This window comes from Bradyrhizobium sp. AZCC 2230 (genome assembly GCF_036924495.1).
Classification (GTDB): Bacteria; Pseudomonadota; Alphaproteobacteria; order Rhizobiales; family Xanthobacteraceae; genus Bradyrhizobium; species Bradyrhizobium rifense.
Map to the genome: position 1 here is coordinate 2,946,530 of NZ_JAZHRS010000001.1, position 26,534 is coordinate 2,973,063.

Annotated in this window: 25 protein-coding genes and 1 pseudogene; 11 read left to right on the top strand and 15 right to left on the bottom strand. The window is 63.6% G+C overall.

Going from position 1 to position 26,534, the window contains the following annotated elements; genetic code table 11:
* Window positions 1-4 precede the first annotated feature (4 nt).
* The gene (locus tag V1280_RS14345; RefSeq protein WP_334524794.1) at window positions 5-706 is read left to right on the top strand and encodes a fumarylacetoacetate hydrolase family protein; all 702 of its coding nucleotides are present in this window, start codon (window positions 5-7) and stop codon (window positions 704-706) included.
* A gap of 66 nt (window positions 707-772) precedes the next feature.
* Here V1280_RS14345 and V1280_RS14350 read toward each other — a convergent pair whose 3' ends face one another.
* Entirely contained in the window at window positions 773-1,231 is a 459-nt protein-coding gene (locus V1280_RS14350) for a YybH family protein (RefSeq protein ID WP_334524797.1), read from the bottom strand.
* Window positions 1,232-1,379: 148 nt separating this feature from the next.
* Here V1280_RS14350 and V1280_RS14355 point away from each other — a divergent pair, with 148 nt between their 5' ends.
* The 4 genes from V1280_RS14355 to V1280_RS14370 all read left to right on the top strand — a co-directional run bounded on the left by V1280_RS14355 (window position 1,380) and on the right by V1280_RS14370 (window position 4,875).
* Window positions 1,380-2,075 carry an ABC transporter permease gene (locus V1280_RS14355; RefSeq protein WP_334524800.1) on the top strand — a complete coding sequence of 232 codons (696 nt, stop codon included), beginning with the start codon at window positions 1,380-1,382 and terminating at the stop codon, window positions 2,073-2,075.
* A 34-nt stretch (window positions 2,076-2,109) separates the two neighbouring features.
* Window positions 2,110-2,943: a substrate-binding domain-containing protein gene (locus V1280_RS14360; RefSeq protein ID WP_334524803.1), complete on the top strand. Its 834-nt coding sequence runs from the start codon at window positions 2,110-2,112 to the stop codon at window positions 2,941-2,943.
* Window positions 2,944-3,221: 278 nt separating this feature from the next.
* A complete protein-coding gene (locus tag V1280_RS14365; protein ID WP_334524806.1) occupies window positions 3,222-4,034 on the top strand; it encodes an amino acid kinase family protein in 813 nt (270 codons plus the stop codon).
* Between the two features lie 13 nt (window positions 4,035-4,047).
* Window positions 4,048-4,875 carry an amino acid kinase family protein gene (locus V1280_RS14370; protein ID WP_334524809.1) on the top strand — a complete coding sequence of 276 codons (828 nt, stop codon included), beginning with the start codon at window positions 4,048-4,050 and terminating at the stop codon, window positions 4,873-4,875.
* A 33-nt stretch (window positions 4,876-4,908) separates the two neighbouring features.
* Here the strand turns inward: V1280_RS14370 and V1280_RS14375 are convergent, their stop codons facing one another.
* From V1280_RS14375 to V1280_RS14385, 3 genes are all read right to left on the bottom strand, one after another.
* Window positions 4,909-5,838: an aspartyl/asparaginyl beta-hydroxylase domain-containing protein gene (locus tag V1280_RS14375; protein ID WP_334524812.1), complete on the bottom strand. Its 930-nt coding sequence runs from the start codon at window positions 5,836-5,838 to the stop codon at window positions 4,909-4,911.
* 144 nt (window positions 5,839-5,982) lie between these two features.
* Entirely contained in the window at window positions 5,983-6,138 is a 156-nt protein-coding gene (locus V1280_RS14380; protein WP_014493894.1) for a hypothetical protein, read from the bottom strand.
* Between the two features lie 147 nt (window positions 6,139-6,285).
* Window positions 6,286-7,209 (bottom strand): LysR family transcriptional regulator, encoded by a 924-nt coding sequence (locus V1280_RS14385; RefSeq protein ID WP_334524818.1) that lies wholly within the window; start codon window positions 7,207-7,209, stop codon window positions 6,286-6,288.
* A gap of 205 nt (window positions 7,210-7,414) precedes the next feature.
* On the opposite strand from V1280_RS14385, the pseudogene V1280_RS14390 reads away from it, so the two are divergent.
* A pseudogene (locus V1280_RS14390) lies at window positions 7,415-8,126 on the top strand (SDR family NAD(P)-dependent oxidoreductase).
* 19 nt (window positions 8,127-8,145) lie between these two features.
* On the top strand, window positions 8,146-9,396 hold the full coding sequence (locus V1280_RS14395) for a YbfB/YjiJ family MFS transporter (protein WP_334524821.1): 1,251 nt from the start codon (window positions 8,146-8,148) through the stop codon (window positions 9,394-9,396).
* 14 nt (window positions 9,397-9,410) lie between these two features.
* Here the strand turns inward: V1280_RS14395 and V1280_RS14400 are convergent, their stop codons facing one another.
* From V1280_RS14400 to V1280_RS14430, 7 genes are all read right to left on the bottom strand, one after another.
* The gene (locus tag V1280_RS14400) at window positions 9,411-10,064 is read right to left on the bottom strand and encodes a phasin family protein (RefSeq protein ID WP_334524824.1); all 654 of its coding nucleotides are present in this window, start codon (window positions 10,062-10,064) and stop codon (window positions 9,411-9,413) included.
* Window positions 10,033-10,695 carry a nucleotide-binding protein gene (locus tag V1280_RS14405; RefSeq protein ID WP_334524827.1) on the bottom strand — a complete coding sequence of 221 codons (663 nt, stop codon included), beginning with the start codon at window positions 10,693-10,695 and terminating at the stop codon, window positions 10,033-10,035. The genes V1280_RS14400 and V1280_RS14405 overlap by 32 nt, the downstream gene beginning before the upstream one ends.
* 141 nt (window positions 10,696-10,836) lie before the next feature.
* Window positions 10,837-12,297, bottom strand: coding sequence for a flavin-containing monooxygenase (locus V1280_RS14410; protein ID WP_334524830.1), 1,461 nt, complete (start codon window positions 12,295-12,297; stop codon window positions 10,837-10,839).
* Between the two features lie 45 nt (window positions 12,298-12,342).
* A complete protein-coding gene (locus tag V1280_RS14415; RefSeq protein ID WP_334524833.1) occupies window positions 12,343-13,590 on the bottom strand; it encodes a glycosyltransferase family 87 protein in 1,248 nt (415 codons plus the stop codon).
* A 146-nt stretch (window positions 13,591-13,736) separates the two neighbouring features.
* Window positions 13,737-15,158 carry an adenosylhomocysteinase gene (gene ahcY, locus V1280_RS14420; RefSeq protein ID WP_334524835.1) on the bottom strand — a complete coding sequence of 474 codons (1,422 nt, stop codon included), beginning with the start codon at window positions 15,156-15,158 and terminating at the stop codon, window positions 13,737-13,739.
* Window positions 15,159-15,276: 118 nt separating this feature from the next.
* A complete protein-coding gene (gene metK, locus V1280_RS14425; protein ID WP_334524837.1) occupies window positions 15,277-16,473 on the bottom strand; it encodes a methionine adenosyltransferase in 1,197 nt (398 codons plus the stop codon).
* Window positions 16,474-16,532: 59 nt separating this feature from the next.
* Window positions 16,533-17,888, bottom strand: a complete 1,356-nt coding sequence (locus V1280_RS14430; protein WP_334524839.1) for a hypothetical protein — start codon at window positions 17,886-17,888, stop codon at window positions 16,533-16,535.
* On the opposite strand from V1280_RS14430, the gene V1280_RS14435 reads away from it, so the two are divergent.
* The 4 genes from V1280_RS14435 to V1280_RS14450 all read left to right on the top strand — a co-directional run bounded on the left by V1280_RS14435 (window position 17,833) and on the right by V1280_RS14450 (window position 22,778).
* A complete protein-coding gene (locus tag V1280_RS14435) occupies window positions 17,833-19,158 on the top strand; it encodes a retroviral-like aspartic protease family protein (protein ID WP_334524842.1) in 1,326 nt (441 codons plus the stop codon). The two genes, V1280_RS14430 and V1280_RS14435, sit on opposite strands and share 56 nt — an antisense overlap.
* Window positions 19,159-19,257: 99 nt before the next feature.
* Complete coding sequence (locus V1280_RS14440; RefSeq protein ID WP_334524845.1) at window positions 19,258-20,976, top strand: caspase family protein; 1,719 nt, start codon at window positions 19,258-19,260, stop codon at window positions 20,974-20,976.
* Window positions 20,977-21,127: 151 nt separating this feature from the next.
* Complete coding sequence (locus tag V1280_RS14445) at window positions 21,128-22,006, top strand: DUF2167 domain-containing protein (protein WP_334524848.1); 879 nt, start codon at window positions 21,128-21,130, stop codon at window positions 22,004-22,006.
* Window positions 22,007-22,052: 46 nt separating this feature from the next.
* Window positions 22,053-22,778, top strand: coding sequence for a site-2 protease family protein (locus V1280_RS14450; protein ID WP_334524851.1), 726 nt, complete (start codon window positions 22,053-22,055; stop codon window positions 22,776-22,778).
* 61 nt (window positions 22,779-22,839) lie between these two features.
* Here the strand turns inward: V1280_RS14450 and V1280_RS14455 are convergent, their stop codons facing one another.
* The 4 genes from V1280_RS14455 to V1280_RS14470 form a co-directional block, all read right to left on the bottom strand.
* Entirely contained in the window at window positions 22,840-23,958 is a 1,119-nt protein-coding gene (locus tag V1280_RS14455) for a cobalamin-independent methionine synthase II family protein (RefSeq protein WP_334524854.1), read from the bottom strand.
* Between the two features lie 81 nt (window positions 23,959-24,039).
* Complete coding sequence (locus V1280_RS14460) at window positions 24,040-24,756, bottom strand: ABC transporter ATP-binding protein (RefSeq protein ID WP_334524857.1); 717 nt, start codon at window positions 24,754-24,756, stop codon at window positions 24,040-24,042.
* Entirely contained in the window at window positions 24,749-25,504 is a 756-nt protein-coding gene (locus V1280_RS14465; RefSeq protein WP_334524861.1) for an ABC transporter ATP-binding protein, read from the bottom strand. The genes V1280_RS14460 and V1280_RS14465 overlap by 8 nt, the downstream gene beginning before the upstream one ends.
* On the bottom strand, window positions 25,501-26,529 hold the full coding sequence (locus V1280_RS14470; protein WP_334524864.1) for a branched-chain amino acid ABC transporter permease: 1,029 nt from the start codon (window positions 26,527-26,529) through the stop codon (window positions 25,501-25,503). The genes V1280_RS14465 and V1280_RS14470 overlap by 4 nt, the downstream gene beginning before the upstream one ends.
* Between the last annotated feature and the right edge of the window lie 5 nt (window positions 26,530-26,534).

Genomic DNA, 26,534 nt, shown 5'->3' on the forward strand with positions numbered 1-26,534 from the left:
CTTCATGAACGCCGCCTCCTACGTCATCCCGCTTCCGCCCCAGGCTTCGCTTCCCGTCGTCGGCGAGGCCGGCCGTTATCCGGTGCGCCGCATCTGGTGCGTCGGCCGCAACTATCTCGAGCACATCCGCGAGATGGGCAATGACGAGCGCGCACCGCCGTTCTTCTTCGCCAAGCACGCTGACATGCTGGTGCCCGATGGCGCCACCATTCCCTATCCGCCGCTGACCAAGGATTTCCATCACGAGGTCGAGCTGATCGTCGCGCTGAAGAGCGGCGGTCTCAACATCCCCGCCGACAAGGCGCTCGACCACGTCTACGGCTACGCCGTCGGCATCGACCTCACCCGCCGCGACCTCCAGATCGCCTCGCGCAAGAAGGAGCGTCCGTGGGAGATCGGCAAGTCGTTCGACGGCTCGGCGCCGGCTTCCGCCTTGCAGCCGGCCTCGAAGATCGGCCATCCCTCCAACGGCAAGATCTGGCTCACGGTGAACGGCAAGGAAGCGCAGACGGGCGACCTCGAGCAGATGATCTGGAACGTGCCGGAGACGATCTGGCAGCTGTCCCAGCAGGTGAAGCTCGCCGCCGGCGACATCATCATGACCGGTACGCCGGCCGGCGTGTCGCAGCTCCAGCCCGGCGACAAGCTCGAATGCGGCGTCGACGGCGTAGGAACGCTGAAGGTGAGCATCGGCCAGCCGGAGTAGGCTACGCAACACCTCGCAATCAAAAGGCCCCGGACATCGTCCGGGGCTTTTTCATTTCCGATCGCTCTACCAGGCCTTCACCGGCCGATTGGCGTGGCTCGCCTGCGGCACACCGCGATTGAGCGACATGTGCGAATGCACGCACAGCCAGCCATCGCCATTCCTCGAAAAGATCATCGTCGCCCGGCCCGGCCGTGGAAACGCGCTGCCGTCGGGATGATAGCCCGTGCTGGTCCAGGGCGCGATCACCGTCGCCATCGCGCCGTCGGCTGACGCCAGAACCGAGATCTGCTCGAGCACGAACCGAAAGTCGGTCGTCTTCGGCCAGACGTTGTTCCACTGGGACGAGACCCAGTGATCTAGGCCCGGGATGACATCGTTATGGGTCCCGAAGGCCAGCACATCGGGATGGAAGAGCGGTCGCGCCGAGGCATAGTCGACCTCGCGGACATACCCTGAGAAGGTATCCAACCATTCGCGGAAGAATTGCACGGTCTCGGTGTTCGCAAGTGGCAACGGGGCCATCGCCTGCTCCATGTTAGGCTACCAAATCGCGGCGATCTTGTTGCCATGGGGCGAACTATCCAGCAAGACTCGCGCCGCGGTCAGGACCGGAGGGGCCGCCGACTTGCGCGATTTTGGCATTCCTTTTGGTATCGCGTAGGAAGGTGAGATGAATGATTTCACCCAGGCGCTTCAACTGGCGGCGATGCTGATCGGCCGCTTCGACCCGGAGCTCCGCGATATCGTTCTGCTATCTCTGGAAGTGAGCCTGACAGCGAGCGGCCTCGCGTTCGTTATCGGCTCGCCGCTCGGCTTGGCATTGGCCATCGGTCGTTTCCCGGGCAGGCAAGCCATGATTGTGACTGCGAACGCCCTTCTCGGCTTGCCGCCGGTGGTCGTTGGTCTCGCGGTTTATCTGCTGCTCTCTCGCTCGGGGCCGCTCGGCCCGCTCGGAATTTTATTCACCCCGACGGCCATGATCATCGCACAGGCCATACTCGGCATCCCGATCGTGGTTGCCTTGGTGCACCGCATGACTGTGGATCTCTGGGCCACCTATGGCGAGGCTTTGCTGGTTGATGGAGCTTCACACGTCCGAGCCGCGGCCTCACTCATGAACATAGGCCGCGAGGGGCTCATCGTCGCGTTTCTTGCTGCGTTCGGGCGCGCGATTGCGGAGGTCGGCGCAATAATCATCGTTGGGGGCAACATCCAAGGCTACACGCGAACAATGACGACCGCCATCGCGCTAGAGACGAGCAAGGGTGAGTTGAGCCTCGCTCTTGCGCTTGGCATAATCCTCATCGTTCTGTCGATGACCGTCAGCACGTTTAGCCATGTCTTCGGACGCGCCCTGCGGCGCTGAGCTCGCAAATGAACTATTGCAAGGAGGTTCGCCCATGGGTCGATGGCTCAGCTCGATTGCCGCCCGAACAGCAATCTTGTTGGCCTTGTTGTGTGCTCCTGTCTCGGCACAAGATCAGGCCATCGTCGTTGCGTCGACGACCTCAACGCAGGACTCGGGATTGTTCAACTACCTGTTGCCGATCGTTCGAGAAAAGACCGGCGTTGAAGTCAAGGTCCTCGCGCAAGGCACCGGGCAGGCGCTCGACACGGCGCGGCGTGGCAATGCAGACGTCGTGTTTGTTCATGCCAAGTCAGCCGAGGAAAAATTCCTGTCCGAGGGGTTTGGCGTCAAGCGCTACCCGGTCATGTACAACGACTTCATTCTCATTGGGCCGAAGAGCGATCCTGCCGGGATCCGAGGTCTTGACGTGGTCGCCTCGCTCCAGACCATAAAGACGAAGGCCGCTCCCTTCATCTCCCGTGGAGATCGATCTGGCACGCACATAGCCGAGCTTGCACTTTGGAAAGACGCGGGCGTCGACGTCACAACGGATCGCGGCAGCTGGTACAAGGAGATCGGTCAAGGAATGGGAGCCGCACTCAACGTCGCATCGGCATCCAATGCCTACGTACTTGCAGACCGCGGCACCTGGCTAGCTTTCAAGAATCGCGGTGACCTGGCGATCCTTGTCGAAGGCGACAAGCGACTTTTCAACCAATACGGGGTGATGCTGGTCAATCCAGCGAAGCATCCGACGGTGAAGAAGGAAGCAAGCCAACGCTTCATCGATTGGATTATCTCGCCGGAGGGACAGAACGCGATCGCAGGTTACAAGATCGAAGGGCAACAGCTCTTCTATCCGAATGCGAGCGATCCAGGGGCCTGACCGAAGCGGCCCGGTCGCCGTCCGTAAGCCAGCGCCGGGCCTAACCTTCCACGGGGCTAGCGCTCCGCGCGGAGGCTAACCCAAATATGCCTCACGTCCCGCTCTTCAGACAGAGAAAAAGCCCCGGAGATCGGCAACGGGGCCATTGCCTGCTCCAGGTTAGGTCGCTAAATCGCGGCAACCTTGTTGCCATGAACCGACCAGTGCAGCAAGATTCGCGAGTCGAGGCCGGTGGGTCTGCCGCAGGGACTGCATCATAAAACGAGAGGACGTCTCGGATGTCGAACACGATCACGGAGCTCGAGGGGCTGCTGATGCAGCGCTCGCTCACCGACCCACAACTTGTCGCGGCCGCGGAGAAAGCTTCGGACTTCCGCATCCTGCCGGATGCGACCGTCATCAAGATCGGCGGCCAGAGCATGATCGATCGCGGTCGCGCCGCGGTCTATCCGATCGTCGAGGAGATCGTCGCGGCCCGTAAAAACCACAAGCTCCTGATCGGAACCGGCGCCGGCACCCGCGCGCGGCATCTCTATTCGATCGCCGCAGGCCTTCGCCTGCCGGCCGGCGTGCTGTCGCAGCTCGGCGCTTGCGTGGCCGACCAGAACGCCGCGATGCTCGGACAGCTGCTTGCCAAGCACGGCATCTCCGCCGTCAGCAGCGCCGGGCTCTCATCTGTGCCGCTGTTTCTCGCCGAGGTGAACGCCGTCATCTTCGCGGGCATGCCGCCCTATAGCCTGTGGATGCGACCCGCGGCCGAAGGCGTGATCCCGCCCTACCGCACCGACGCCGGATGCTTCCTCGTCGCCGAGCAGTTCGGCTGCAAGGCGATGATCTATGTGAAGGACGAGAACGGCCTCTACACCGCGAACCCGAAGACGTCGAAGAACGCGACCTTCATTCCGAAAATTTCGGTGGCGGAAATGAAGGCCAAGGGCCTGCAGGATTCGATCCTGGAATTTCCGGTGCTCGATCTCCTCGCCGCAGCGCGCCACGTCCGCCAGGTGCAGGTCGTGAACGGCCTCGTCCCCGGCAATCTCACCCGCGCGCTCGCGGGCGAACATGTCGGCACCATCATCACCGCGAACTGAGGGGCGAACCGTCATGGCTGACACCAACCAGATCAAGCACGTCGCCTCACCGCTCGCGCGCCAGACACTTCTGGACAGCGATCTCACCCGCCCCGTCGCCGGCAATCGCCCGATCAAGCTGCTGCCCTGGCTGCAGGTCATCAAGATCGGCGGCCGCATCATGGACCGCGGCCATGAAGCGATCCTGCCACTCGTCGACGAACTGCGCGCGCTGCTGCCGGAGCATCGCCTGCTCATCCTGACCGGCGCCGGCATCCGCGCCCGCCATCTCTACAGCGTGGGTCTCGACCTCGGCCTGCCGGCCGGCTCGCTCGCGCCGCTCGCCGCCAGCGAGGCCGGCCAGAACGGCCACATCCTTGCAAGCCTGCTCGCGCCCGAGGGCGTCTCGTATGTCGAGCATCCGACCATCGCAAGCCAGCTCGCGATCCATCTCTCTGCGGCGCGCGCGGTTGTCGGCAGCGCCTTCCCGCCCTACCACCATCACGAGTTCCCGACCGCGCGCATCCCACTGCATCGCGCCGACACCGGCGCCTTCCTGCTCGCCGACGCACTCGGGGCCGCGGGCTTGACGATCGTGGAGGACGTCGACGGCGTCTACACCACCGACCCCAATGGCGCCGATGGCAAGAAGGCCGAGCTCTTGGAGGAGACCAGCTTCGCCGAGCTTGCGAAGCTGAAGGGCACGCTGCCGTTCGATCCCGCGCTGCTCGAGGTGATGGCGAACTCACGCCACATCGCGCGCGTGCAGGTGGTCAACGGCCTCGTGCCGGGCCGGATCAGCGCGGCGCTGCGCGGGCAGCATGTGGGGTCGATCATCAACACCGGTGCGAAGCCGGTGTGACACCACGGCAAGGTCTAGAAAACACACTACGCCCTATCGCAACGCCGAGAGCACGATGAGGCCCAGGACCAGCGCCGTCAGCGAATATTTCAGCGTGTAGTAGACGTTACGGTTCCACTCCTTGACCTTGCGGCTGCCGAGATGGATCTCGTAGAGCTTGCCGAATACCTTGTTGAGCACGCCGACGCTCTCGCCGTCGACGTTCTGGGTCGCCGACGCCTTGACGATGTGATGGCTGACCCAACGGTTGATCGCGGTCATGAAGCCGTACTTCATCGGACGCTCGACGTCGCAGAACAGGATGATGCGGTTGACGTCGGTCGCATTCTCCGCGCTGTGAATGAACGTCTCGTCGAACATGAAGGCTTCGCCGTCGCGCCAGACGCATTCGACGCCGTCAACGAGGATGCGGCACTTGTTCGAGTTCGGCGTGACGAGACCGAGGTGATAACGCAGCGATCCGGCAAAGGGATCACGGTGCGCGCCGAGCTTGCCGCCCGGCGGCAGCATCGCGAACATCGCACCGTGCACGCTCGGGATCGACTTGAGCAGCTCCACCGTCTTCGGGCACAGCGTGTTCGCCGAGGGCAGGAAGTCGTCGTACCACTTCAGGTAAAAGCGTTTCCAGCCGCTCTTGAAGAACGAGTAGAAGCCCCAATCATTGTTCTTCGCGGCAGCGCGGATAAAGCCTTCGTCGAACAGGCGGACGGCCTCGTCGCGGATGGTCTCCCAGTTCTCGCTGAGCGGCTTCAGCTCCGGAAACTGCTCGACGGAGATGACGGGCTTGTTCGGCACCGCCGAGCCCGCATACATCAGCACATTGTAGGGTGCGAGATAGGTCGAGTGATCGCCGAGCTGGCGCGCGAAGCGCAGCCGCTGCTTGCCGCGGAAGTGAACGTAAATCGTCGAAACCGCGAGCACATACAAAATGACGAGTTGCGGTGCAAAAAGCTGCTTCAGCATTTCCCCAAATCCCGAGTGACCCAACCGGGGACGTGATCTAACGCGACCCAGCCCGAGCGGCAAGATATTCACCGCTGGGTTGCGGTCACTCTGGGGAGAACACCCGACGAGAGATCGGGCCGAAACGGACCAAAACGAGCCGGATCAGGCCCGCGACAGCGCCTGAAGACCCTTGAAGGTCAGGCGCTTAGGGTCGGTGACGCCGGCGAGATAGAGCCGGCGAATAAAAGCGATGACGGCGTCGCGGTCGCAATCGGTCAGCGCGACGACGGCGTCGACCGCGATCTTCTGGGCTTCCATTGGGCAAACCTCGGCCTTGCGAGTAACCCCGGCCGAGACAGGCTAGGACTCATCCGTTAATCCGGCGTTAACCGTCCAGAACCATCGCCGATTCAGCCCGGCGGCCGTATACGCAAAACAACGCATTGGCAGGGGCGGCGCGGCACCTCAGCCAGCGCCAATGCTCTTCTTGAACTGCGCAAAGTGCTTCTTCAGACGGGGCACGGCAAAATCGGTGAAGGCACGCACCTTCGGCACCGAGAGCCTACCTTGCGGAGAGATCAGGTTGGCCGCCATCTCTGGATCCTCGTCGCTGGCCAGCAAGACCTCGAGTTCGCCGCGCGCGACCTGCTCGGCAACTTGATAGGAATACATCCGCGCGATGCCGCGCCCAGCCACCGCGGAGGCAACCGCCGCATAGGTGCTGTTGACCATCAGGCGCGGCGTGAACTGAACCGTGCGCGGCACCGTCGAGTTCTTCGGCGGCGCGAAAGTCCATGAATTCGGCAGATGCGCCATCGCCACGATCTGGTGTTTGGCGAGATCGCCGGGCTCCGCGATGCGCGGATGCTGCTTCAGATAGCGCGGCGCCGCGACCACGACCCGTCGCACCTCGCCGAGACGCATCGCCACCATCGCCGAATCCGCAAGCGGGCCGATGCGGAGCGCGATATCGAACCCCTCCTCGATCAGGTTGACCGCACGGTCGAACAGCAGCAGCTTTGCCGAAACGGTCGGATAGACGTCCAGAAACGAATCCAGAATCGGACGCAGCACCATCTCGCCTGACACAACCGGCGCCGTGATCGTCAGCAGGCCACGCGGCGCCGCGCGCGGGCCGGCCGCAATGGCGTCTGCCTCTTCGAGCTCGGTCAGCACGCGCCGGCAGATCGCGACATAGCGCTCGCCCTCCTCGCTCAGCTTGATCGACCTTGTGGTCCGGTGCAGCAGTTCGGCGCCGACCTGCCCCTCCAGGAAGGCGATGGCGCGGCTCACCGCCGCTGGCGACCGACCGAGCTTGCGGCCTGCCGCCGCCAGGCTGCCCTCGTCCACTGCAAGGACGAACACCTTCATCGCGTCCAGACGATCCATGCCTTCCCGCCACCCCGCTGAAATTCCATTGGGAAGCTAGGCGTTTGCCCGAACCGCGACAACTGCCGCCGGACAGCGATCCGGCATTCATACGCGCCGCGAAAGAGTGTCTGCCGGACAGCGCGTATTCGCAGCCGGACCGCCGCGACGTACCTCAGCACCCAAGCCAGCCGATGCTGGCATCGATCAACAACAGGAGCCCGTCATGGGTATGGAGCAGAAGGTTGCCATCATCACCGGTGCATCGCAGGGCATCGGCGCCGCCCTGGTCCAGGGGTTTTCGCGATCGCAATTATCGCGTGGTCGCCACCGCGCGTTCCGTCAAGCCGTCGGGCAACGATGATGTCCTCGCCGTTCCCGGCGACATCGCCGACCGGAAGACCGCCGAGCGGGTTATTGCGCAGGCCGTCGCCCGCTTTGGCCGTGTCGATACGCTGGTCAACAATGCCGGCATCTTCCTGGCAAAGCCGTTCACGCAGTATACCGCCGAGGACTATGCGGCGGTGATGGGCACCAACGTTGCCGGCTTCTTCAACATCACGCAGCTCGCCATCGCCGAGATGGAGAGGCAGGGGTCTGGCCACGTCGTCCAGATCACAACCACCCTGGTCGATCAGGCCAACTCCAACGTCCCCTCGGTGCTGGCCTCGCTGAGCAAGGGCGGACTGAACGCCGCGACCAAGTCGCTCGCGATCGAATACGCCAAGCGCGGCATTCGCGTGAACGCGGTTGCGCCCGGCATCATCAAGTCGCCGATGCACCCGGTCGCGACGCACGCCCAGCTCGGTGCGATGCACCCGGTCGGTCACATGGGCGAGATGTCCGACATCGTCGACGCCGTGCTCTATCTCGAGGGAGCCTCCTTCGTCACCGGCGAGATCCTGCATGTCGACGGCGGCCAGAGCGCCGGCCATTGAGCCCGCGCAGGAGGATGGCATGACTGAACTCAGCGCAGGTACCAAGCACCAGTCTCGGCCGCACCAGCGGCCGGGATCGACGTCCCAGCAGACGACGTCCCGGAAGACTTGGCGATATGCGGTCGCGGGCTTGTCCGCATCGCTTGTCGGACTCGGCCTCGCCCGCTTCTCCTACACGCCGCTCATTCCCGCGTTGATCGCGGCAAAGTGGTTCAGCGCATCCGACGTTGTCTATCTCGGCGCCGCGAACCTTGCCGGATATCTCGCCGGCGCGCTGGCGGCGCGAGCCGTCGCCGCTCGTGTCGGCGCGGTGAACGCGCTGCGTGCGATGATGCTGCTCGCAACGCTCTCGTTCTTTGCGAGCTCAACGCCTGTGTCGTTCATGTGGTTCTTCGCCTGGCGTTTCCTCTCCGGCCTCACCGGCGGCATCATCATGGTGCTGGCGGCCTCCGTCATTCTGCCGCACACCTCGCCCGCCCGGCGCGGCATTGTCGGCGGCGTGATCTTTGCGGGCGTCGGTCTCGGCGTCGCCGCATCGGGCACGCTGGTGCCGCTGTTGCTGCAACAGGGCTTGCAGCAGAGCTGGTATGGCCTCGGCGTGCTCTCGGCCGTGCTGACGCTTGCGAGCTGGTGGAACTGGCCTGCGGAGGCGAAGGCTGCAACCGCACCTGAACCGCATCACACCAAGCGTCATCGTGCGTCACCTGCCGAACGAGCGCTGCTGATCCAGTACGGCCTCAACGCGGTGGCGCTGGTGCCGCACATGGTCTTTCTCGTCGATTTCGTGGCACGCGGCCTCGGCCAGGGCATTGCCGCGGGATCGCGCTATTGGGTGCTCTATGGCCTCGGCGCGATCGTCGGTCCGCTCGTCACCGGCCAGCTCGGCGATCGATCCGGCTTCGGCCCGGCGTTGCGCGCGGCCTTTCTGATCGAGGCGGCCGCCGTGCTGCTCCCGACCGTCAGCACCGCGCCGGTCTCGCTGATCGTGTCGAGCGTCGTGGTCGGCGGCTTCACGCCGGGCATCGTGCCGCTGGTGCTCGGACGTATCCATGAGCTTGTCCCGCACGCGAGCGAGCAGCAGCGCGCGACATGGAGCCACGCCACCACGAGCTTTGCGCTGTTCCAGGCGGCCGCAGCTTACGGCTTCTCCTGGATCTACGCGAACACCGGCGGCGATTATCTCGTCCTGTTCGCTCTCGGCGGCGGTGCCGTGGTGCTCGCACTCGCGATCGACCTCGGCCTCACCCTGATTGTCTCGCGCAGATCCTGAGCGCATGACGACAGCTACCTGGCGCCGGGCTCTGTCATGTTTTGAGCAAGCGATCTCAGCAACTCGGTTTGCTTCAGGACTAACTCACATTGCTTTCGCGCATGGGTGCTCGAGAGCTCAACCAATTCCGCCAACGTTCTCGCACGGCCCAACTCCCGCGCATACTCCAAGGTCGCGCCCGCATTCACTTTCATCAGTTCGAGCACGACGGCGCGACACTCAGCGGCCGTTCCAATCACCTCGATGAGGTGGCTTTCCGCGGCAGCGTCTCCATCGGCCTCAGATGTTCCACCGGCAAGCCGTGGCTTGGCAAGGTCCTTGGCATAATCCAGCGCAGCGTGAGCACCAGTCTTCATGCCGTCCAAAGCACGGGCCTGACAATCCTTGGCCATGTCCACGATGAGATCAATGGTGGTGCTGCTCGCAGGTTCAGGTCTTGCTTCAGGTCTTGCAACGACGACGCTGGCCGCTTCTTGTACCGGAACAGTCATCGGAGCAGGCGCTGCTTGCGCGATCTGCGGCGCATCCTGAAGCAAGACGGTGACCGGGTCCGACGGCTTGGCCAAGCCCTCGTCGACGGCACGGCTCACTTCCGCCGCCAACTCCACCAGCGAGCGACGCCCGGCGCGTGCAACGTCAGCAGGCTGTCTTGAGCGCGGCTTGCTCATGATCATTCGACTCCACGATAAGGCACTCCGAGATCCAACTCCACAGGGCCACAATTTCCTCTGCGGCTTTTCCCTCCGGCGCGAACTCGGTCACGCCCAGCCCTGCCCCGAGCGCATCCTGGTGATCGTTACGCTGTCCAATGAAGGGGAGCGCAAGCAAGCCGAGCGAGTTGAGCGACGTGGCAGCTTCGCTCAGCCGGCCCCCCCGTGTGGGCGTCTGATTGAGGATGAAGGCAAACCGGCGATTGAGCCTGCGAATAGCGATCAGCGTCGGTATTGCGGCTTCGATATCGGCCGGGCTCGGACGAGCCGGGATGAGACAAAGATCGGCACTGGCAATGGCGCGCGTCGCCAAGGCATTGTTCGTGGCGGCTGTGTCGATGATTGCAAGCCAGACCCCTTGGGCCTTGAGGCGGGCTATCACCGGCTCGATTTCGGCGGGATCGGCGACGCAATCGACGCAAGGATAGGCACCAGCTCGCCGCTCCTTCCATTTCGAGATCGTGCCTTGCGCGTCCGCTTCAATAAGAGCGACGCGCTCTCCGCGCTGCATCGCTGCCACCGCCAGTCCAACGGACAGCGTACTCTTGCCGCTTCCGCCTTTTTGCGTGACCAGAGCAAGGACGTACATGTTCCGCGCTCTCCTCAAGATGGCAACGACGCGGAACTCAGACGTTGTCGAATAAAATCTTGCAGCGCAAAAAAATACTACCGCAAGTCGTGATTCGTCTCAAGCGAACGTGAGACTACTCCGGTATCATACGTGGCAAGATCAGGAATAGCGCATCACGCCGTCGTCGATCCGGCCGAAGCGCAACGAGACGATGTCGAGGGCGTAGTTCTGGTACAGCCGCCACGGCTGCTTCGAGCCCTGCTTCGGCATTTTTGCGACCGAGCGCTGCACATAGCCCGAGGTGAAATCGAGCGACGGCTGCGCGGTGATCTCGGGGTCGTCATTGTGCGGCACGGCTTGCCGGAAATTATGCCGGTCCATGTAGTTGATGAGACGGCAGACATATTCGCAGGTGAGATCGCATTTCAGCGTCCAGGACGCGTTGGTGTAGCCGAAGGCCGACGCCATGTTGGGCACGTCGGCATACATCATGCCCTTGTAGGTCAGCGTGTTGGCGAAATCGACGGCACGGCCGTCGACACTGATCTCGAGGCCGCCGACGACCTGGAGCACCAGGCCCGTCGCCGTCACGATGATGTCGGCCGCAAGCTCACTGCCGTCCTTCAGGCGGATGCCGTCGCGGGTAAAGCTGTCGATCTCATTGGTGACCACGGCGGCGCGCTTTTCGCGGATCGCCTTGAACAGATCGCCGTCGGGCACGAGGCAGAGCCGCTGGTCCCAGGGGTTGTAGCGCGGCGTGAAATGCGTGGCGATGTCGTAGTCCGGCCCGAGCGCCATCCGCACGCCACCGAGGATCAGGTTCTTCACCTTGTCCGGCCGCCGCCGGCTGAGCTGGAAGAAGAACATCCCCCACATCACATTGCGCCAGCGGATGACGTGATAGGCCAGCCGCGTCGGCAAATTGCGGCGGAGCTTGTTGGCGACCGGATCCTGTGCCGGACGCGACACCACATAGGTCGGCGACCGCTGCAGCATGGTGACCTGCGCCGCTTTCTTGGCGAGTTCCGGCACAAGCGTCACCGCGGTCGCACCCGAGCCGATCACGACGACGCGCTTGCCTGCGTAGTCGATGTCCTCGCTCCATTTCTGCGGATGCACGATGCAGCCGGCGAAATCAGCCGCGCCATTGAACTCCGGCGTATAGCCCGCCTCGTATTTGTAATAGCCCGAGCACATGAACAGGAAATTGCAGGTGAAGCGCACGAGCTCGGTCTCACCCTCTCCCGTGATACGCTCGACCTCGACGGTCCAGCGCGCCTCCGGCGTCGACCACGCCGCGCGCTTGACGCGATGGCGGAAGCGGATGTGCTTCTCGATGCCGTTCTCGGCCGCGGTCTCCCGCACATAGTTGAGGATCTGCGGCCCGTCCGCGATCGCCTTCGGATCGGTCCAAGGCTTGAAGGAATAGCCGAGCGTGAACATGTCGCTGTCGGAGCGAATGCCGGGATAGCGAAACAGGTCCCAGGTGCCGCCGATACAGTCTCGCCCCTCCAGGATGACGTAGCTCTTGCCGGGGCACTTGCTCTGCAAGTGATAGCCCGCGCCGATGCCGGACAGGCCGGCACCGACGATCAGCACGTCGAAATGTTCTTGTTGCATGGTTTCCTCCGCCGGGAGGGATTGTCCGACCGTTGCAGGGGCCAGTCAACCGACCATGACGGAGAAGGACGCTCGACGCTGCTCCGCCGCGACAGCGCAGAGCAGCACAAATGGCAAAATCAGGAACAACGGCCCAAGGGCCAGCCCGGTGAAGCTGGCCAGCGAGGCGGCCACCAAGGGTAGCAGCAGCACCATCGCCGCCCCGGCATCGAACCATTGAGCGCCGATTTGCGAATCCTGCTGAGCGTTCTTGAGCCACACGACCACGAATGCTCCGAACACGAGGTCGTAGTCCTGCAGATAGGGCGTGGCGAGGCAGGTCCCGACGAGGACCAGGGCGTTGCGAATGTGCGCAGGATCGTTGCGCAGCCAACTCCAACCAACGACAAGAGCCGCCACGACCGCGCAGACCGTCTGCAGCGCGTAGGACAATTCGACCCCGCCTCCCAGACGCCGAACCAACACGAACACCGAAACCATGCGGTGCCAGACCCCGGCGCCATCCTCGAGGATCACTGTGCGCAGCACCGACAGATTGTGCTGGTACTCCACCCAGACGGCGGGACCGAAGATCACAATGCTGGCCGCGATCAGCAGGAGCGCGGTGGCGCCGGCCGCACCGATCACCCGCCAACGCCGGCCCGCGATCATTGCAACAGGCAGCATCAATGCGAGGTGTGGTTTATAGATCAGCAGGCCAAACAGAATTCCCGCCATTGCCGGCCGGCGGTCGACCAGCAGGAGCCCGCCACCCAGGAGGGCTGCCGTCAATGCACCGTTTTGTCCGGTCAACACGTTGACGAACACGGCCGGCGCCGCGAGCGAGAGCACCAATGCCTTGTCGCCTGCAGCGAGCTTCAGGGCGCGATAAAAGCCGTACCAGGTCGACACGAGCCATACGAAGAACGCAGGCACGTAGGGAAGGAGCGCGAGCGGCGCGGTGAGCAACAGGAGAACCGGCGGGTAGGAATAGTGATGGAAATCGATCTGAAACCCGGTCAACGAGGTCTCGAAATCATGGAAGGCGACGAAGTCGTAGACCCCGGCTGCGCGGCCATGCAGGGCCAGATAGGCGCCCGACCAATAGTTGATGAAGTCCGCGCAGATCGGATCGCCAATGCCATCCGCCGGACCCACGCGGGTCCGGGCAACCAGATCGACCACGACGGTGATTGCCGCAATGACTATCCAGCAATACGCGACGAGACGGAGCCGTTCCGGATTAAGCAGCTTCGTGACAGGCGCCCGCAGCTGCGGAGCAGGAGGCTTTGCCGGCTGAGCTGCTGACGTCATGAGTTGGTATGCCGCATGTTCGGACCGAACATGCAACAAGGCTCATTAGAGCCTGGTTAACAAGCCGCGAGACTCAACGCCCCCCGTACGCGCAACCATGACCGCCATGGAAAAGGCCCCGGATCGCTCCGGGGCCTTTTTTTAACTCAGTACCGGTAGTGGTCGCTCTTGTACGGACCTTCCTGCTTCACGCCGATATAGTCGGCCTGGTCCTTGCGCAGCTCGGTGAGCTTGACGCCGATCTTGGCGAGGTGCAGGCGCGCGACCTTCTCGTCGAGGGTCTTCGGCAGCACGTAGACTTCCTTCTTGTACTTGCCGTCCTTGTTGTTGGCGAACAGCTCGATCTGCGCCAGCGTCTGGTTGGTGAAGGACGCCGACATCACGAAGGACGGATGGCCCATCGCGTTGCCGAGGTTCACGAGGCGGCCTTCCGACAACATGATGATACGGTGCTTGTCGGGGAACTCGATCTCGTCGACCTGCGGCTTGATGTTGGTCCACTTCAGATTGCGCAGAGACGCGATCTGGATCTCGTTGTCGAAGTGACCGATATTGCAGACAATGGCACGATCCTTCATCGCGCGCATGTGCTCGATGGTGATGATGTCCTTGTTGCCGGTCGCGGTGACGAAGATATCGGCGCGGGGCGCGGCGTCTTCCATGGTGGTGACTTCGTAACCCTCCATCGACGCCTGCAGCGCGCAGATCGGATCGACTTCCGATACCATCACGCGGCAGCCGGCCTGACGCAGCGATGCCGCCGAACCCTTGCCGACGTCACCGAAGCCCGCGACCATCGCGACCTTGCCCGACATCATCACGTCGGTGCCGCGGCGGATGCCGTCGACCAGCGATTCACGGCAGCCATAGAGGTTGTCGAACTTCGACTTGGTGACGCTGTCGTTGACGTTGATGGCGGGCCACAGCAGCGTGCCGGCCTTCTGCATGTCATAGAGACGATGCACGCCCGTGGTGGTCTCCTCAGAGACGCCCTTGATGCTCTTGGCGATCTCGGCGAAGTAGCCCTTCGGCTTTTCCTTGAGCTGCCTCTTCAAAAGCGCGAAGAAGACTTCCTCTTCTTCCGAAGCCGGCTTGTCCAGGAACGCAGTGTCGCCGTTCTCGGCGCGCAGACCGAGATGGACGTACATGGTGGCGTCGCCGCCGTCGTCGAGGATCATGTTCGGGTGACCGCCACCGTGCCAGTCGAACAGTTTTGCGGTGTAGTCCCAGTATTCGGTCAGCGTCTCACCCTTGACCGCGAACACCGGAATGCCGGCGGCGGCGATCGCAGCGGCCGCGTGGTCCTGCGTCGAATAGATGTTGCAGGAGACCCAGCGAATGTCGGCGCCGAGCGCTGCCAGCGTCTCGATCAGCACGCCGGTCTGGATCGTCATGTGCAGCGAGCCTGCGATGCGCGCGCCCTTCAGCGGCTGCTTCGGGCCGTACTCTTCGCGGGTGGCCATCAGGCCGGGCATCTCGGTCTCGGCCAGCGAGAGTTCCTTGCGGCCGAAATCGGCGAGCGAGATGTCTTTGACGATGTAATCGGTGAAGCCGGGCTTCGCGTTCATTGCGAGTGTCCTATGGTTGAACGGGCATTCCGGGACGCCTCCAAGAGGGGCCCCGGAATCGCGACGTGAGGATTAAGGATTCCGGGGTCGCGTACGAACCCGGAATGACGCACAAAAATCAGACCGCGCGCTTGAGCGCTTCGACGAGATCGGTCTTCTCCCAGGAGAAGCCACCCTCGTTGTCCGGCGTGCGGCCGAAATGGCCGTAGGCCGAGGTGCGCGCGTAGATCGGGCGGTTGAGATCGAGATGGCTGCGGATGCCGCGCGGGGTGAGGTCCATCGCCTTGGCGGCGGCCTTCTCGAGCTGATCCTCGGACACCTTACCGGTGCCATGGGTGTCGATGTAGATCGACAGCGGACGCGCCACGCCGATGGCGTAGGCGAGCTGCAGCGTGCAGCGGTCGGCAAGGCCGGCCGCAACGATGTTCTTGGCGACGTAGCGCGCTGCGTAAGCGGCAGAGCGGTCGACCTTGGTCGGATCCTTGCCGGAGAACGCGCCGCCGCCATGCGGCGCCGCACCGCCGTAGGTGTCGACGATGATCTTGCGGCCAGTCAGGCCGGAGTCACCATCGGGACCGCCGATGTAGAACTTGCCGGTCGGGTTGATGTGCCAGATGGTCTTCGGCGAGATCCAGTCTCTCGGCAGCGCCTCGCGCACATAGGGCTCGACGATGTCACGGATCTGCTTCGACGAGATGTCCTCGACCAGATGCTGGTGCGACACCACGATCTCGCGCACGCCGACCGGCTTGCCGTTCTCGTACTGCACGGTGACCTGGCTCTTGGAGTCCGGACCGAGCACCTTCTCCTTGCCGGAGTGGCGAGCTTCGGAGATGAGACGCAGGATCTTGTGGGCGTAGAAGATCGGCGCCGGCATCAGGTCGGGCGTCTCGTTGGTGGCGTAACCGAACATGATGCCCTGGTCGCCAGCGCCCTCTTCCTTGACTTCGCCCGGCTGCAGCGCGTCGACGCCCTGTGCGATGTCGGCCGACTGCGGATGCAGCAGGATCTCGATGTCGGCCTTCTGCCAGTGGAAGCCGTCCTGCTCGTAACCGATGTCCTTGATCGCGTCGCGCACGACGCTCTCGATATGCTCGTTGGTGACGGACGACGGACCGCGGGTCTCACCGGCGATCACCACCTTGTTGGTGGTGGCCAGCGTCTCGCAGGCCGCGCGGATTGCCCACGGGTCGATGCCGGCCTTCGGCCCTTCCCGGTAGAACAGGTCGACGATTTCGTCGGAAATCCGGTCACAGACCTTGTCCGGATGGCCTTCGGACACGGACTCGCTGGTGAAAAGATAGGACGCGCGCATCAGTAACCCCTTGTTCCGCCGCTTCAGGCGGAGTTTGCGATGTTTACCCTTGGATTATGTCAATCACGCCGGCGCGAGATGACGTAGGATTCGTCGAGAAACCAGAGCCCGTTGTACTTTCGCAGCACATCCCTGGCGGCATCCAGAGTGCGGCCGTTTTGAGTCATATCTGTCAACCGGTCGTCCTCAATCTGAGCGACATACACCGCCGCATTCCACGCTGCAAAGGCCGTCGAGGTTCCGATGGTACCCGTCACCTCGTTGGGCAGCGCTTCCATATCATACCTGAAGATCGAACGGTTATCCGCGTAAGCATTAAAATTTAAGTCGCGGCCCAACGAGCCAAGCTCATACTTGACGGCGCGCAATAGCTCATGACGGCTCACCGAGAAAGGATTTTCTCCGGGCCAGATCGCCTGGATCATTTCCATGCCGGGATCGTGACCGTGGGAGTGAATACCGATCAGGCGACCGCCCGGCCGCAAGGCCTTAGCCAGCGGTGCAATGATCCGCTTGGCCCGGAAATTGACCGAGGACAGCGCCCGGTATGGCTGGGATGCGATGACAAGGTCGAAATTGGCCTCGGTCTGCCCCGGCCGCGGAATGGTCGAATCCAGCAGGAACCGGTGGTCCTCGCGGTACAGCACCAGCACGACCGGCCGCTCATACAGCGGCATGGCCGTGCGCGGGCTGATCGCGGCCCGCCAGTTCTGCTCCAGGAACGGCCGCAGTTCGGCGATCTGCTGCTCGAATTCGCCCGATGAGGCGCCCCGCAGCGGGACCTCATGCCAGACCGTGGCTGCGGCAGCCGCGGGCGAGGCCGGCGTGAGCCAGGGCGCCTCCGAGTAGAACATGTTGGTGAAGACGAAAACCGACGCCGGATGCTCGAAAATGCGGTCCGGAACCTTCTCCAGCGTCAGCCGCAGATCCTCGAGGCTGAGCTCCTTGCCGGCCACATAGAACGGCATATGCGGGTAGCGCTGGTGCGTGGCGCGCAGCACCCGCGCCAGCACCGTACCATCGCCGACGCCGGCATCGAAAATGCGCAGCGCCGGGGGACGCGGATGGATGCTGGCGAGTTCCAGCGCGACGCGCTCCGCAACCACCCGCTTCTCGCTGCAGGTGTGAACGAACAGCAGGTATTTCTGCCGGTTCTCGAAGAAGCGGAAATTGCCGCGCGGATCGCGCTTTTCCGGGGGCACCTGGAGCCCCCGCGGCGGCGGTAGGCCGCCCGTCGTCGACGCAGCGATATAGGCCTGGATCCGATCCAGCGTGTCGATGGTGATGCGCTTGCCCTCGCGCAGCCGGTGCACGAGCTTCCCATCGTTCACAGCGCGCCGGCCAAACGTCGATTCCGCCATGTCCGCCTTGCGGCAGAACTCGGTGATTTGGCTCAGGATTTCGTCGTTTTTCATGGAGTGGGACGGCGGTGGGCAGAAAAGTTGGGACCTGTCTCCTAGCAGCTTCTGCCCACTCAGGGAATACCCTCTCGAATTGCTCCAGGTCCGGACTCCCCTCCGGATACACCCCATCGTGCATTTGGCCGCACCCACACTTATCGGTATAGGTGGCGAACGGGGAAGTTCGGGGCTGGATATGTTCAGGGTGATTTGGCTCGCCGCTTGTCTTCTGGCGGCAGTATCGGGCGGCGCGCGTGCAGGTTACTTGGACGAGAACCCCGACGAATTATTCGCATCGGTCTATGAAAGGATCGGCGCCCTGCCCGTGGCGGCGGCGCGCGACCCATTTGTCTGGCTGCGTCTGGAAGAGCTGAAGCGCGAGCCGTGCGACCAGAAAAGCATCGGCGATCTCGCGCTGATGCTGGACAAGCTCGGCTACCGGCGACAGGCCGCTGACGGGCTCTACAAATTCGTCATGAATTGCGGCGCGCCGATCACGGCACTGCATCGCTCGATCAACATCTATCTGAAGCTCACGGATTATCCCCGAGCGGTCGAGGTTGCCGACGAGTTCATCCGGCGCGCACCGACCAATCACGACGCGCATTACTTGCGGGGCGTCGCGCTTGAAGGCGTGCAAGACTACCGCCGCGCGCTGGCCGATTATTCCGATGCCATCGAGCTCTATGGCACGGACAAGAAATCGATCTCGAGCCGTGTCTTCCTGCGCATGGCAGGCGCCTATGCCGCTCTCAAACAGTTCTGCGAGGCAACAGCGCCAATCAGTTTATGGGTCGCGCTCGATCCGGCCGCCCGCGATACCAGCCAGACGCGGAAAATCATCGCGGACTACGAGAGCCAGGGCAACTGCGTCGCTTCGACCGGATCCCGCAAGGAAAGCTTCCCTCTGCGCGGGGGAAAGGACGTCGTCACGGTGAAGGCTGCGATCAACGGCGTCTCCGGACTGTTCGTCCTCGATACCGGCGCGAGCTACGTGTCCGTAAAGGCCGCGTTTGCCAGCCGCGCCAAAATCTCCGACGCAGGCGCCAGTGAGATTATGCTCGTAACGGCCAACGGCCAAGGCAAGGCAAAGCTCTCCAGGGCCGACAGGGTTGCGCTCGGCAAGCTGGAGGCAACCAACGTGCCCGTGGCAATTCAGACCACGGACGACAAGAGCTTCGGTGCCGGCGTCGACGGTCTCCTCGGCATGAGCTTCCTGTCACGATTCGAAGTCCAAATGGCTGGCGGCGTCATCGAGGTCCGCACCCGCCAATCGAAGAAGTAAGCCAGCATCCGCAAGCGCAGGATCTGAACCGAGGGTGCTTCAGGGGAGACAAAAGGGGCACGCCCCCTTTTCTGTCACGTCGCCGGCATCCGAGGCCCCATGCGCCGCCTGTTCTTGGCATTCTGCCTGCTCGCCGCCGCACTATGGTCGGCGCCTTGCTCCGCCCAATCGCGCAGCCAGCTCGGGCCGCTCTGCACCACCGAGACCACGCCGGCGGACCAGATGGTCGAGGCCTGCAGCAAGATCATCGCGCTGAAGGTCTTCAAGGGCGAGCAGCTCGCGACCGTCTATTTCTGGCGCGCGGTGGGCTGGAACAAGAAGGGCGACTACGCCCGTGTCATAGCCGATACCACCGAGGCGATCCGGCTGCAGCCGAGCCAGGCGGTCTACAACATGCGGGGCTCGGCCTATTACGACAAGGGCGACTACGACATCGCGATCGCGGATTTCGACGATGCGCTGAAGCTCGGGCCGCCGAGCGGCACCATCTTCCATAACCGCGGCAATGCGTGGCGCGGCAAAGGCGACTACGCCAAGGCGATCGCCGATTACGACATGTCGATCAAAGCCGATCCGAAATCGGCGTTCTCGTTCCAGAACCGCGGCATCGCGAAGGAAGCGCTCGGCGATCTCGACGGCGCGCTCAACGACATCAACCAGGCGATCCGGCTCGATCCGACGCTGCCGCAGCCGCTGATCAACCGCACCGCGATCTGGCGCGCGAAGAACGATCTCGACCGGGCCATCGCCGACGGCAGCGAGGCGATCCGGCTCGCGAAGGACAAGCCGCCGGTCAACATCATGACGCCGCCGAACAGTGTGCTGATCTCCGCCTACACCCATCGCGCGCTGGCCTATGAGGCCAAGGGCGACTACGCACGGGCGAAAGACGACTACAGCGCCTCGCTCGCGATCGTGGCCTCGGACGCCGGCAGCAAGGCCAATCAGGCCACCGCAAAAGTGCGGCTGTCGCTGGTGACGGACGCCACCGCACCGATCCCGCGCGATGCGCCCGCCCCGTCAGGACAACAGCAGACCACGCCCACGCAGCAGCAGGCTAACGCCGCGCCTGCGCTTTCGCCTGCCCCCGCAACGCCCGGCAAGCGCATGGCGCTCGTGATCGGCAACGGCGCCTATGCCCATGTGAAGGCACTGCCCAACCCGCCCAACGACGCGCGCGCCGTCGCGAAGAGCCTGCGCGACATCGGCTTCATCGTGTCGGAGGGCGTCGATCTCGACCGCGCAGCGATGCAGAGAATGACGCGCGAGTTTTTGCGTGATGCGGCACGAGCGCAGGTCGCGGTCGTCTACTATGCCGGTCACGGCGTGCAGGTCGACGGCCGCAACTACCTCATTCCCGTCGATGTCGAGCTCAAGCCGGGTACTGGCATGACCGAGGCGATGATCGACATGGACACGATCATGGCCGGCCTCGACGACCAGGTTCGTACCAACATTCTGATCTTCGATGCCTGCCGCAACAATCCGATGGCGCAGCAGGTCGCAAGCGCCGGCAGCAGTCGCGCCATCGAGGGCGCATCAGGTCTCGCCGCGCCGTCGAGCCTCGGGTCCGGCGCGACGTTAGGGGCCGGCACGCTGATCGCATTCGCGACCGCGCCGGGCCAGGTGGCGCTCGATGGCGAGGGTGCCAACTCACCCTTCTCCGCGGCGCTGTCCCACCATCTCGGCACGCCGGGGCTGGAGGTGCAGCAGATGCTGACACGGGTACGGGCCGAGGTGGTCTCGGGCACGAAGAACAAGCAGGTGCCGTGGTCGAATTCGTCGCTGCTGGGCGAGGTCTATCTGGCGGAGAAGTGAGGAAGCCGGCGCACCGCACGCCGACGCGCCAAAATTGCAACAGCTCACGAGATAGTCGAACGCAACCTGCGGCTGCTCTATTCTGTCGCATATCGTTATCTTACAGTACCCGCAACGCCGATTATCGGTGGGTTGGTTGCTGGGGGATAGCGTGAGAAAATTCGTTGCCGCCGTCGGCGTGATCCTGCTTGCCATTTTGGGCACGCAGTCTTGCTTTTCCCAAGGGGCTCCTTCCAGCGAAGCGGCCCGCAAGGCAGAGCTGGCCGCCGCGTGGCAAGCGGCTAGCAATGCCGGCACCGCCGGTCCCGCAGACCTTCCGTTGATCGACCAGGCGACGCTGAAACTGCCGGCCGGCGACTTCTTCGTGCCGAAGGCAGAGGGCATGCGTGTGATGCGCGCGCTCGGCAACACGGTTCACAATCCGAATTTCGTCGGTCTCGTGCTCGGCACAAGGCAGAACGACCGCTGGCTGGTCGTGATCACCTACATCAAAGAAGGCTACATCAAGGATGACGCCGCCAAGGATTGGAACCCCGACGACCTTCTGAAGAATCTCAAGGAGGGTGTCGACGAATCCAACAAGGATCGCGCGGCCCGCGGATTCCCCGAGATGGAAGTGATCGGCTGGATCGAGTCGCCGAACTATGATGCCGCATCCCATCGTCTGGTATGGTCGGTGCTCGGCAAGGACAAGGGCGCGGCAGACGATGTCCGCAAGGACGTCAACTACAACACCTATGCTTTGGGACGCGAAGGCTATTTCAGCCTGAACCTGCTGTCGGACTCGACCAGGATCGCAACCGACAAGTCCGCCGCCCATGAATTGTTGGCCAACCTCACCTATCAATCCGGCAAGCGCTACGAGGACTTCAGCGCCTCGACCGATCGGATCGCCGAATACGGGCTGCTCGCGCTGGTCGGCGGCGTCGCCGCCAAGAAGCTCGGCCTGCTCGCCGTGCTGCTCGCCTTCGTGCTCAAATTCGCCAAGTCATCTTCGTCGGTGCGGCCGTGTTCGGCAAAGGCGTGGTGAAATTCTTCCGCCGTAAGCCGCGCGACGATTCCGCCGGCGGCGCCGCATGAAGACTCTCTTTCTGCTGCTGTTCTCCGGCCTGAAATGGGGAAAGCTCGCCACCAGCGGCGGCAGCATGCTGCTATCGCTGGCGGTCTATGCGTCAATATGGGGCTGGCGTTATGCGGCGGGCTTCATTGCGTTGCTGTTCGCACACGAAATGGGCCACTACGTTGCCGCGCGGCAACGCGGCCTCGACGTGGGCGCGCCGGCCTTCATTCCGTTCGTCGGCGCCTGGATCGCACTGAAGGACAAGCCGGTCGACGTGGAGACGGAAGCCTATATCGCAATCGCAGGCCCGGTTGTCGGGACGGTCGCCGCGCTCGCGGTGTACCTGTGGGCGAGATCGGAAGACAGCGGGCTCTTGCTCGCGATCTCCTACGCCGGGCTGTTCCTCAGTCTGTTCAACCTGCTGCCGATCTCGCCGCTCGACGGCGGCCGGGTGACGGCTGTCCTCAGCCCGCGGATCTGGTTCGTTGGCGTGCCGATCCTGGTCGCGCTGACGCTATACCGGCCAAGCCCGATGCTGCTCATCGTTGCGATCCTGGCGGCCCCGCAACTGATTAGCGCGTGGCGATACGATCCGAACGCGCCCGAGAATATCGCCTATTACGGCGTGCCGCTCCAGACCAAGCTCGAATATGGCGGCGCGTATCTTGCGCTCGCGGCCCTGCTCGCGGTCATGACCTATGATGTCCACGAGATGCTGGGGCCGATGATGCGAACGGGATAGCTGACGGCACCGAGAGAATGTGGCGCCAGCTACTCGTCAATCATACGGCAGACCGCGTGGGCTACTGCCCCCACACTTCCTTTGCGATCTCGACCGCAAGGCTGAGCTTGGCCCACTGCTCTTCCTCGGAGAGGATGTTGCCCTCTTCCGTCGAGGCGAAGCCGCACTGTGGCGAGAGCGCGAGCTGCTTCAGCGGTGCGAACTTCGAGGCTTCCTCCAGACGACGCTTGATGTCGTCCTTCTTCTCGAGCTCACCGAACTTCGAGGTGATGACGCCGACCACGACGACCTTGTTGCCCTTGGGCAGGAAGCGCAGCGGCTCGAAGCCGCCCGCGCGGTCGCTGTCGTATTCGAGGAAGTAGCCGTCGTAATTGGTGCCGGCCAGCATGGTCTCGGCCACCGGCTCGTAGCCGCCCGAAGAAATCCAGGTCGAGCGGAAATTGCCGCGACAGACATGCGTGGTCACCACCATGTCCGCGGGCTTCTCGGCCAGCGCGTAGTTGATGATACGCGCGTAGATCTGCTGCAGGCCTTCCGGATTGTCGCCGCGCTCGCGCGCCTTCTGCAATTCGTCCGGCGAGCAGAGATAGGCCCACACGGTGTCGTCGAACTGCAGATAGCGGCAGCCGGCGTCGTAGAACGCCTTCACGGCCTTGCGGTAGGTCTTGCCGAGATCCTCGTAGAAGGCGTCGAGATCCGGATAGACGTCCTTGGAGATCGCCTTGCGACCGCCACGGAAGTGCAGCACGGCGGGCGAGGGGATCGTCATCTTGGCGGTGACGTGGGCCTGGTCGGCGGACTTCTTCAGGAAGCGGAAGTGATCCAGCATCGGGTGGTCATCGGGGAAGTCGAGCTTGTCGATCACCCGGACCGCGTCATGCCGCGTCTCGACGCCTGCGAACTGGATGCCCGTGTCGGGGTGAAACATTTCGCAGCCCGTGAGCTTGGCCAGGAAGTCGAAATGCCACCAGGAGCGGCGGAATTCGCCGTCGGTCGCGAGCTTCAGACCGACCGAGGCCTGCTTGTGCACGACCTTCTCGATCTCCATGTCCTCGATCTTGCGCAGATCGTCGGCCGAGATCTCACCCTTCTCGAGCCTGGCGCGGGCTTCCTTGATCTTGGCGGGGCGCAGGAGGCTACCGACCTCGTCGGCGCGGAAGGGGGCTTTGGTTCGCTGCATTCTTGAACTCCCGAGAATTTTCTATAGCGTTTTCAAGCGAAGTGGGTACCGGTTCGCGTTAAGAAAACGCGTCAAACAAACCTAGTGGGCCGCCGCCCCTGCGACGCCGAGGTGGCGCTCCAGGACCGACGGGTCGGCCTTCAGCGCGGCGCTCGGGGCGTCGTGGACGATCGTTCCGCGCTCCAATATCACAACACGGTCGGCGAGCCCGAGAATCTTTTGCGCATTCTGCTCGACGATGATCGAGCAGATGCCGCCGGCCCGGGTGATGGTGCCGATCGCCTTCAGAAGCTCGTCGACGATGATCGGGGCAAGGCCCTCGGTCGGTTCGTCCAGCAGCAGGACCTTTGGGTTGAGGGTCAGCGCGCGGCCGATCGCCAGCATCTGCTGCTCGCCGCCGGAGAGCTGGTTGCCGAAGTTGCTCCGCCGCTCCTTCAGCCGCGGAAACATCTCGTAGACCTTCTCGACGGTCCAGGGACCGGGCTGGGCCACCGCGGTCATGTTCTCCTCCACCGTCAGCGAGCGGAAGATGTTGCGCTCCTGCGGCACCCAGCCAATGCCGGCGCGCGCCCGCTGGTCCGGCCGCATGGTCGTGACGTCGGTGCCGCCGAGGGTGACGTTGCCGGAGAAGCGGCGGGTGACGCCGACGATGGAATTGATCAGCGTGGTCTTGCCGGTGCCGTTACGTCCGAGCAGCGCCAGCACCTGCCCCTCGGCAAGGCGCAGGGACATGTTGGGCAGCACCACGGCCTCGCCATAGCCGGCACGAAGTGAATCGATTGCGAGCAGGTCAGACATTGACCGCCTCCTCGCCGAGGTAGACCGCCTTCACCTGCGGATCGCGCGCGACCTGGTCGGGCGGGCCTTCGGTCAGCAGCGCGCCGGAGACCAGCACCGAGATGCGGTCGGCGAAGGAGAACACGAGGTCCATGTCGTGCTCTATCAGCAGCACGGTCACGTCGCGCGGCAGGCTGCCTACGACCGCGAGAATATCGTGGCGCTCGCTCTCCGGCACGCCGGCGGCCGGCTCGTCGAGCAGCAGCACCCGCGGCCTGGCGGCGATCGCGACCGCGATCTCGAGGAGGCGCTGCTTGCCGTAAGGCAGCGTCACGGTCTCCTCGTTCATGACGTCGAGCAAATGGAAGCGCGTCAGGAGATCGGCGATCTCGTCATTGACGTCGCTCCGCGTGCCCATCCGCCGCCACCAGTCGCCGCCATGGCCAAGGCGCTCGGACACGGCAAGGCCGATGGTCTCGAGCGGGGTGAGATCAGGATAAAGCTGGTTGATCTGGAACGTGCGGGAGAGACCGCGCAGCACGCGTTTGTGCACAGGCAGATCGGTGATGTCCTGGCCTTCGAGCAGGATGCGGCCCGAGTTCGGCTTGAGCACGCCCGTGAGCTGATTGATCACCGTGGTCTTGCCAGCGCCGTTCGGACCGATCAGCGCGTGGCGGGCGCCCTGCTCGATCTTCAGGGACAGGTCGCGGGTGACGCGCAGGCCGCCGAACTGCTTTTCGAGGTTCTGGGTTTCGAGCGCGATGGTCATGCGTCGCTCTCCGGCACGGCGACGGCGGCTTTTCGCCCGGCGACCTGCTTGATGATCAGGTTCGGCACATACAGCACCCACCGATGCAAGCGCTGGCGGCCAACCAAAACGATCACGACCAGCACGAGGCCGATCCAGAACTGCCAATATTGCGGGGTGATGGTGGAAAACACTTCCTGGAGCATGCGGAAGATCACGGCGCCGATCAGCCCGCCATAGAGATAGCCGGTGCCGCCGATGACGAGCACCAGCATCAGATCGGCGGAGCGGTCGAAGGCAAACACGTCGAGCGAGGCGATCGCCGTGGTCTGCGTGAACAGCGCGCCTGCGATGCCTGCATAGAACGCCGCGAGCGTATAGATCGCGATCAGGCGGCGATTGACGGGGATGCCAATGGCAGCGGCACGCAGCGGATTGTTCTTGATCGCGCGCAGCGACAGGCCGAACGGCGAATGCACGATGCGGCGGGCAAGAAGGAACAGCACGAACAGAACGGCCAGTGAATAGAAGAAGCCGGCCTTGCCGAACATGTCGAACGGGATCTCGCCGAGGATCGGCTGCATCTCGATACCCTGCAGGCCGTCGGTGCCGCCGGTGATGTTGGAGAAGCGCTCGGCGAGCGCCTCCAGCAGCAGCGCGATGCCGAGCGTCACCATCAGCCGGGTCAGGTCGACGCCGCGGATCACCAGGAAGCTGGTGGCGAAGCCAAGCACCATCGCGGCGAGGCCTGCGGCAATCAACGCCAGCACCGGCTCGTTGATGATGCCGTGCAGCGCTAGCAACCCCGCGGCATAGGCGCCGACGCCGAAGAAGGCGGCGTGGCCGAGCGAGACGATACCGGCATAGCCGAGGATGAGATCGAGCGACATCGCAAACAGCGCCAGCCGCAGGATGTCGGTCATGATCAGATAGCGCGTGGGAAATGCGAAGCCGCAGGCCAGCACGACGAGCCAGAAGGCGGCCTCGCCATAGTGCCAGCGCGCCTGCCGCTGGGCGTGATAACCGACGTCGGAAGAAGCGCTCATCGGCG

Coding starts and splice junctions, on each gene's coding strand:
- V1280_RS14405 (WP_334524827.1), bottom strand. CDS start 10,695: ATGTACGTCCTTGCTCTGGTCACGCAAAAAGGCGGAAGCGGCAAGAGT.
- V1280_RS14415 (WP_334524833.1), bottom strand. CDS start 13,590: ATGACGTCAGCAGCTCAGCCGGCAAAGCCTCCTGCTCCGCAGCTGCGG.
- V1280_RS14350 (WP_334524797.1), bottom strand. CDS start 1,231: ATGGCCCCGTTGCCACTTGCGAACACCGAGACCGTGCAATTCTTCCGC.
- V1280_RS14410 (WP_334524830.1), bottom strand. CDS start 12,297: ATGCAACAAGAACATTTCGACGTGCTGATCGTCGGTGCCGGCCTGTCC.
- V1280_RS14355 (WP_334524800.1), top strand. CDS start 1,380: ATGAATGATTTCACCCAGGCGCTTCAACTGGCGGCGATGCTGATCGGC.
- V1280_RS14435 (WP_334524842.1), top strand. CDS start 17,833: ATGTCCGCCTTGCGGCAGAACTCGGTGATTTGGCTCAGGATTTCGTCG.
- V1280_RS14345 (WP_334524794.1), top strand. CDS start 5: ATGAACGCCGCCTCCTACGTCATCCCGCTTCCGCCCCAGGCTTCGCTT.
- V1280_RS14470 (WP_334524864.1), bottom strand. CDS start 26,529: ATGAGCGCTTCTTCCGACGTCGGTTATCACGCCCAGCGGCAGGCGCGC.
- V1280_RS14395 (WP_334524821.1), top strand. CDS start 8,146: ATGACTGAACTCAGCGCAGGTACCAAGCACCAGTCTCGGCCGCACCAG.
- V1280_RS14375 (WP_334524812.1), bottom strand. CDS start 5,838: ATGCTGAAGCAGCTTTTTGCACCGCAACTCGTCATTTTGTATGTGCTC.
- V1280_RS14440 (WP_334524845.1), top strand. CDS start 19,258: ATGCGCCGCCTGTTCTTGGCATTCTGCCTGCTCGCCGCCGCACTATGG.
- V1280_RS14450 (WP_334524851.1), top strand. CDS start 22,053: ATGAAGACTCTCTTTCTGCTGCTGTTCTCCGGCCTGAAATGGGGAAAG.
- ahcY (WP_334524835.1), bottom strand. CDS start 15,158: ATGAACGCGAAGCCCGGCTTCACCGATTACATCGTCAAAGACATCTCG.
- V1280_RS14360 (WP_334524803.1), top strand. CDS start 2,110: ATGGGTCGATGGCTCAGCTCGATTGCCGCCCGAACAGCAATCTTGTTG.
- V1280_RS14455 (WP_334524854.1), bottom strand. CDS start 23,958: ATGCAGCGAACCAAAGCCCCCTTCCGCGCCGACGAGGTCGGTAGCCTC.
- V1280_RS14460 (WP_334524857.1), bottom strand. CDS start 24,756: ATGTCTGACCTGCTCGCAATCGATTCACTTCGTGCCGGCTATGGCGAG.
- V1280_RS14385 (WP_334524818.1), bottom strand. CDS start 7,209: ATGGATCGTCTGGACGCGATGAAGGTGTTCGTCCTTGCAGTGGACGAG.
- V1280_RS14365 (WP_334524806.1), top strand. CDS start 3,222: ATGTCGAACACGATCACGGAGCTCGAGGGGCTGCTGATGCAGCGCTCG.
- metK (WP_334524837.1), bottom strand. CDS start 16,473: ATGCGCGCGTCCTATCTTTTCACCAGCGAGTCCGTGTCCGAAGGCCAT.
- V1280_RS14465 (WP_334524861.1), bottom strand. CDS start 25,504: ATGACCATCGCGCTCGAAACCCAGAACCTCGAAAAGCAGTTCGGCGGC.
- V1280_RS14380 (WP_014493894.1), bottom strand. CDS start 6,138: ATGGAAGCCCAGAAGATCGCGGTCGACGCCGTCGTCGCGCTGACCGAT.
- V1280_RS14400 (WP_334524824.1), bottom strand. CDS start 10,064: ATGAGCAAGCCGCGCTCAAGACAGCCTGCTGACGTTGCACGCGCCGGG.
- V1280_RS14370 (WP_334524809.1), top strand. CDS start 4,048: ATGGCTGACACCAACCAGATCAAGCACGTCGCCTCACCGCTCGCGCGC.
- V1280_RS14430 (WP_334524839.1), bottom strand. CDS start 17,888: ATGAAAAACGACGAAATCCTGAGCCAAATCACCGAGTTCTGCCGCAAG.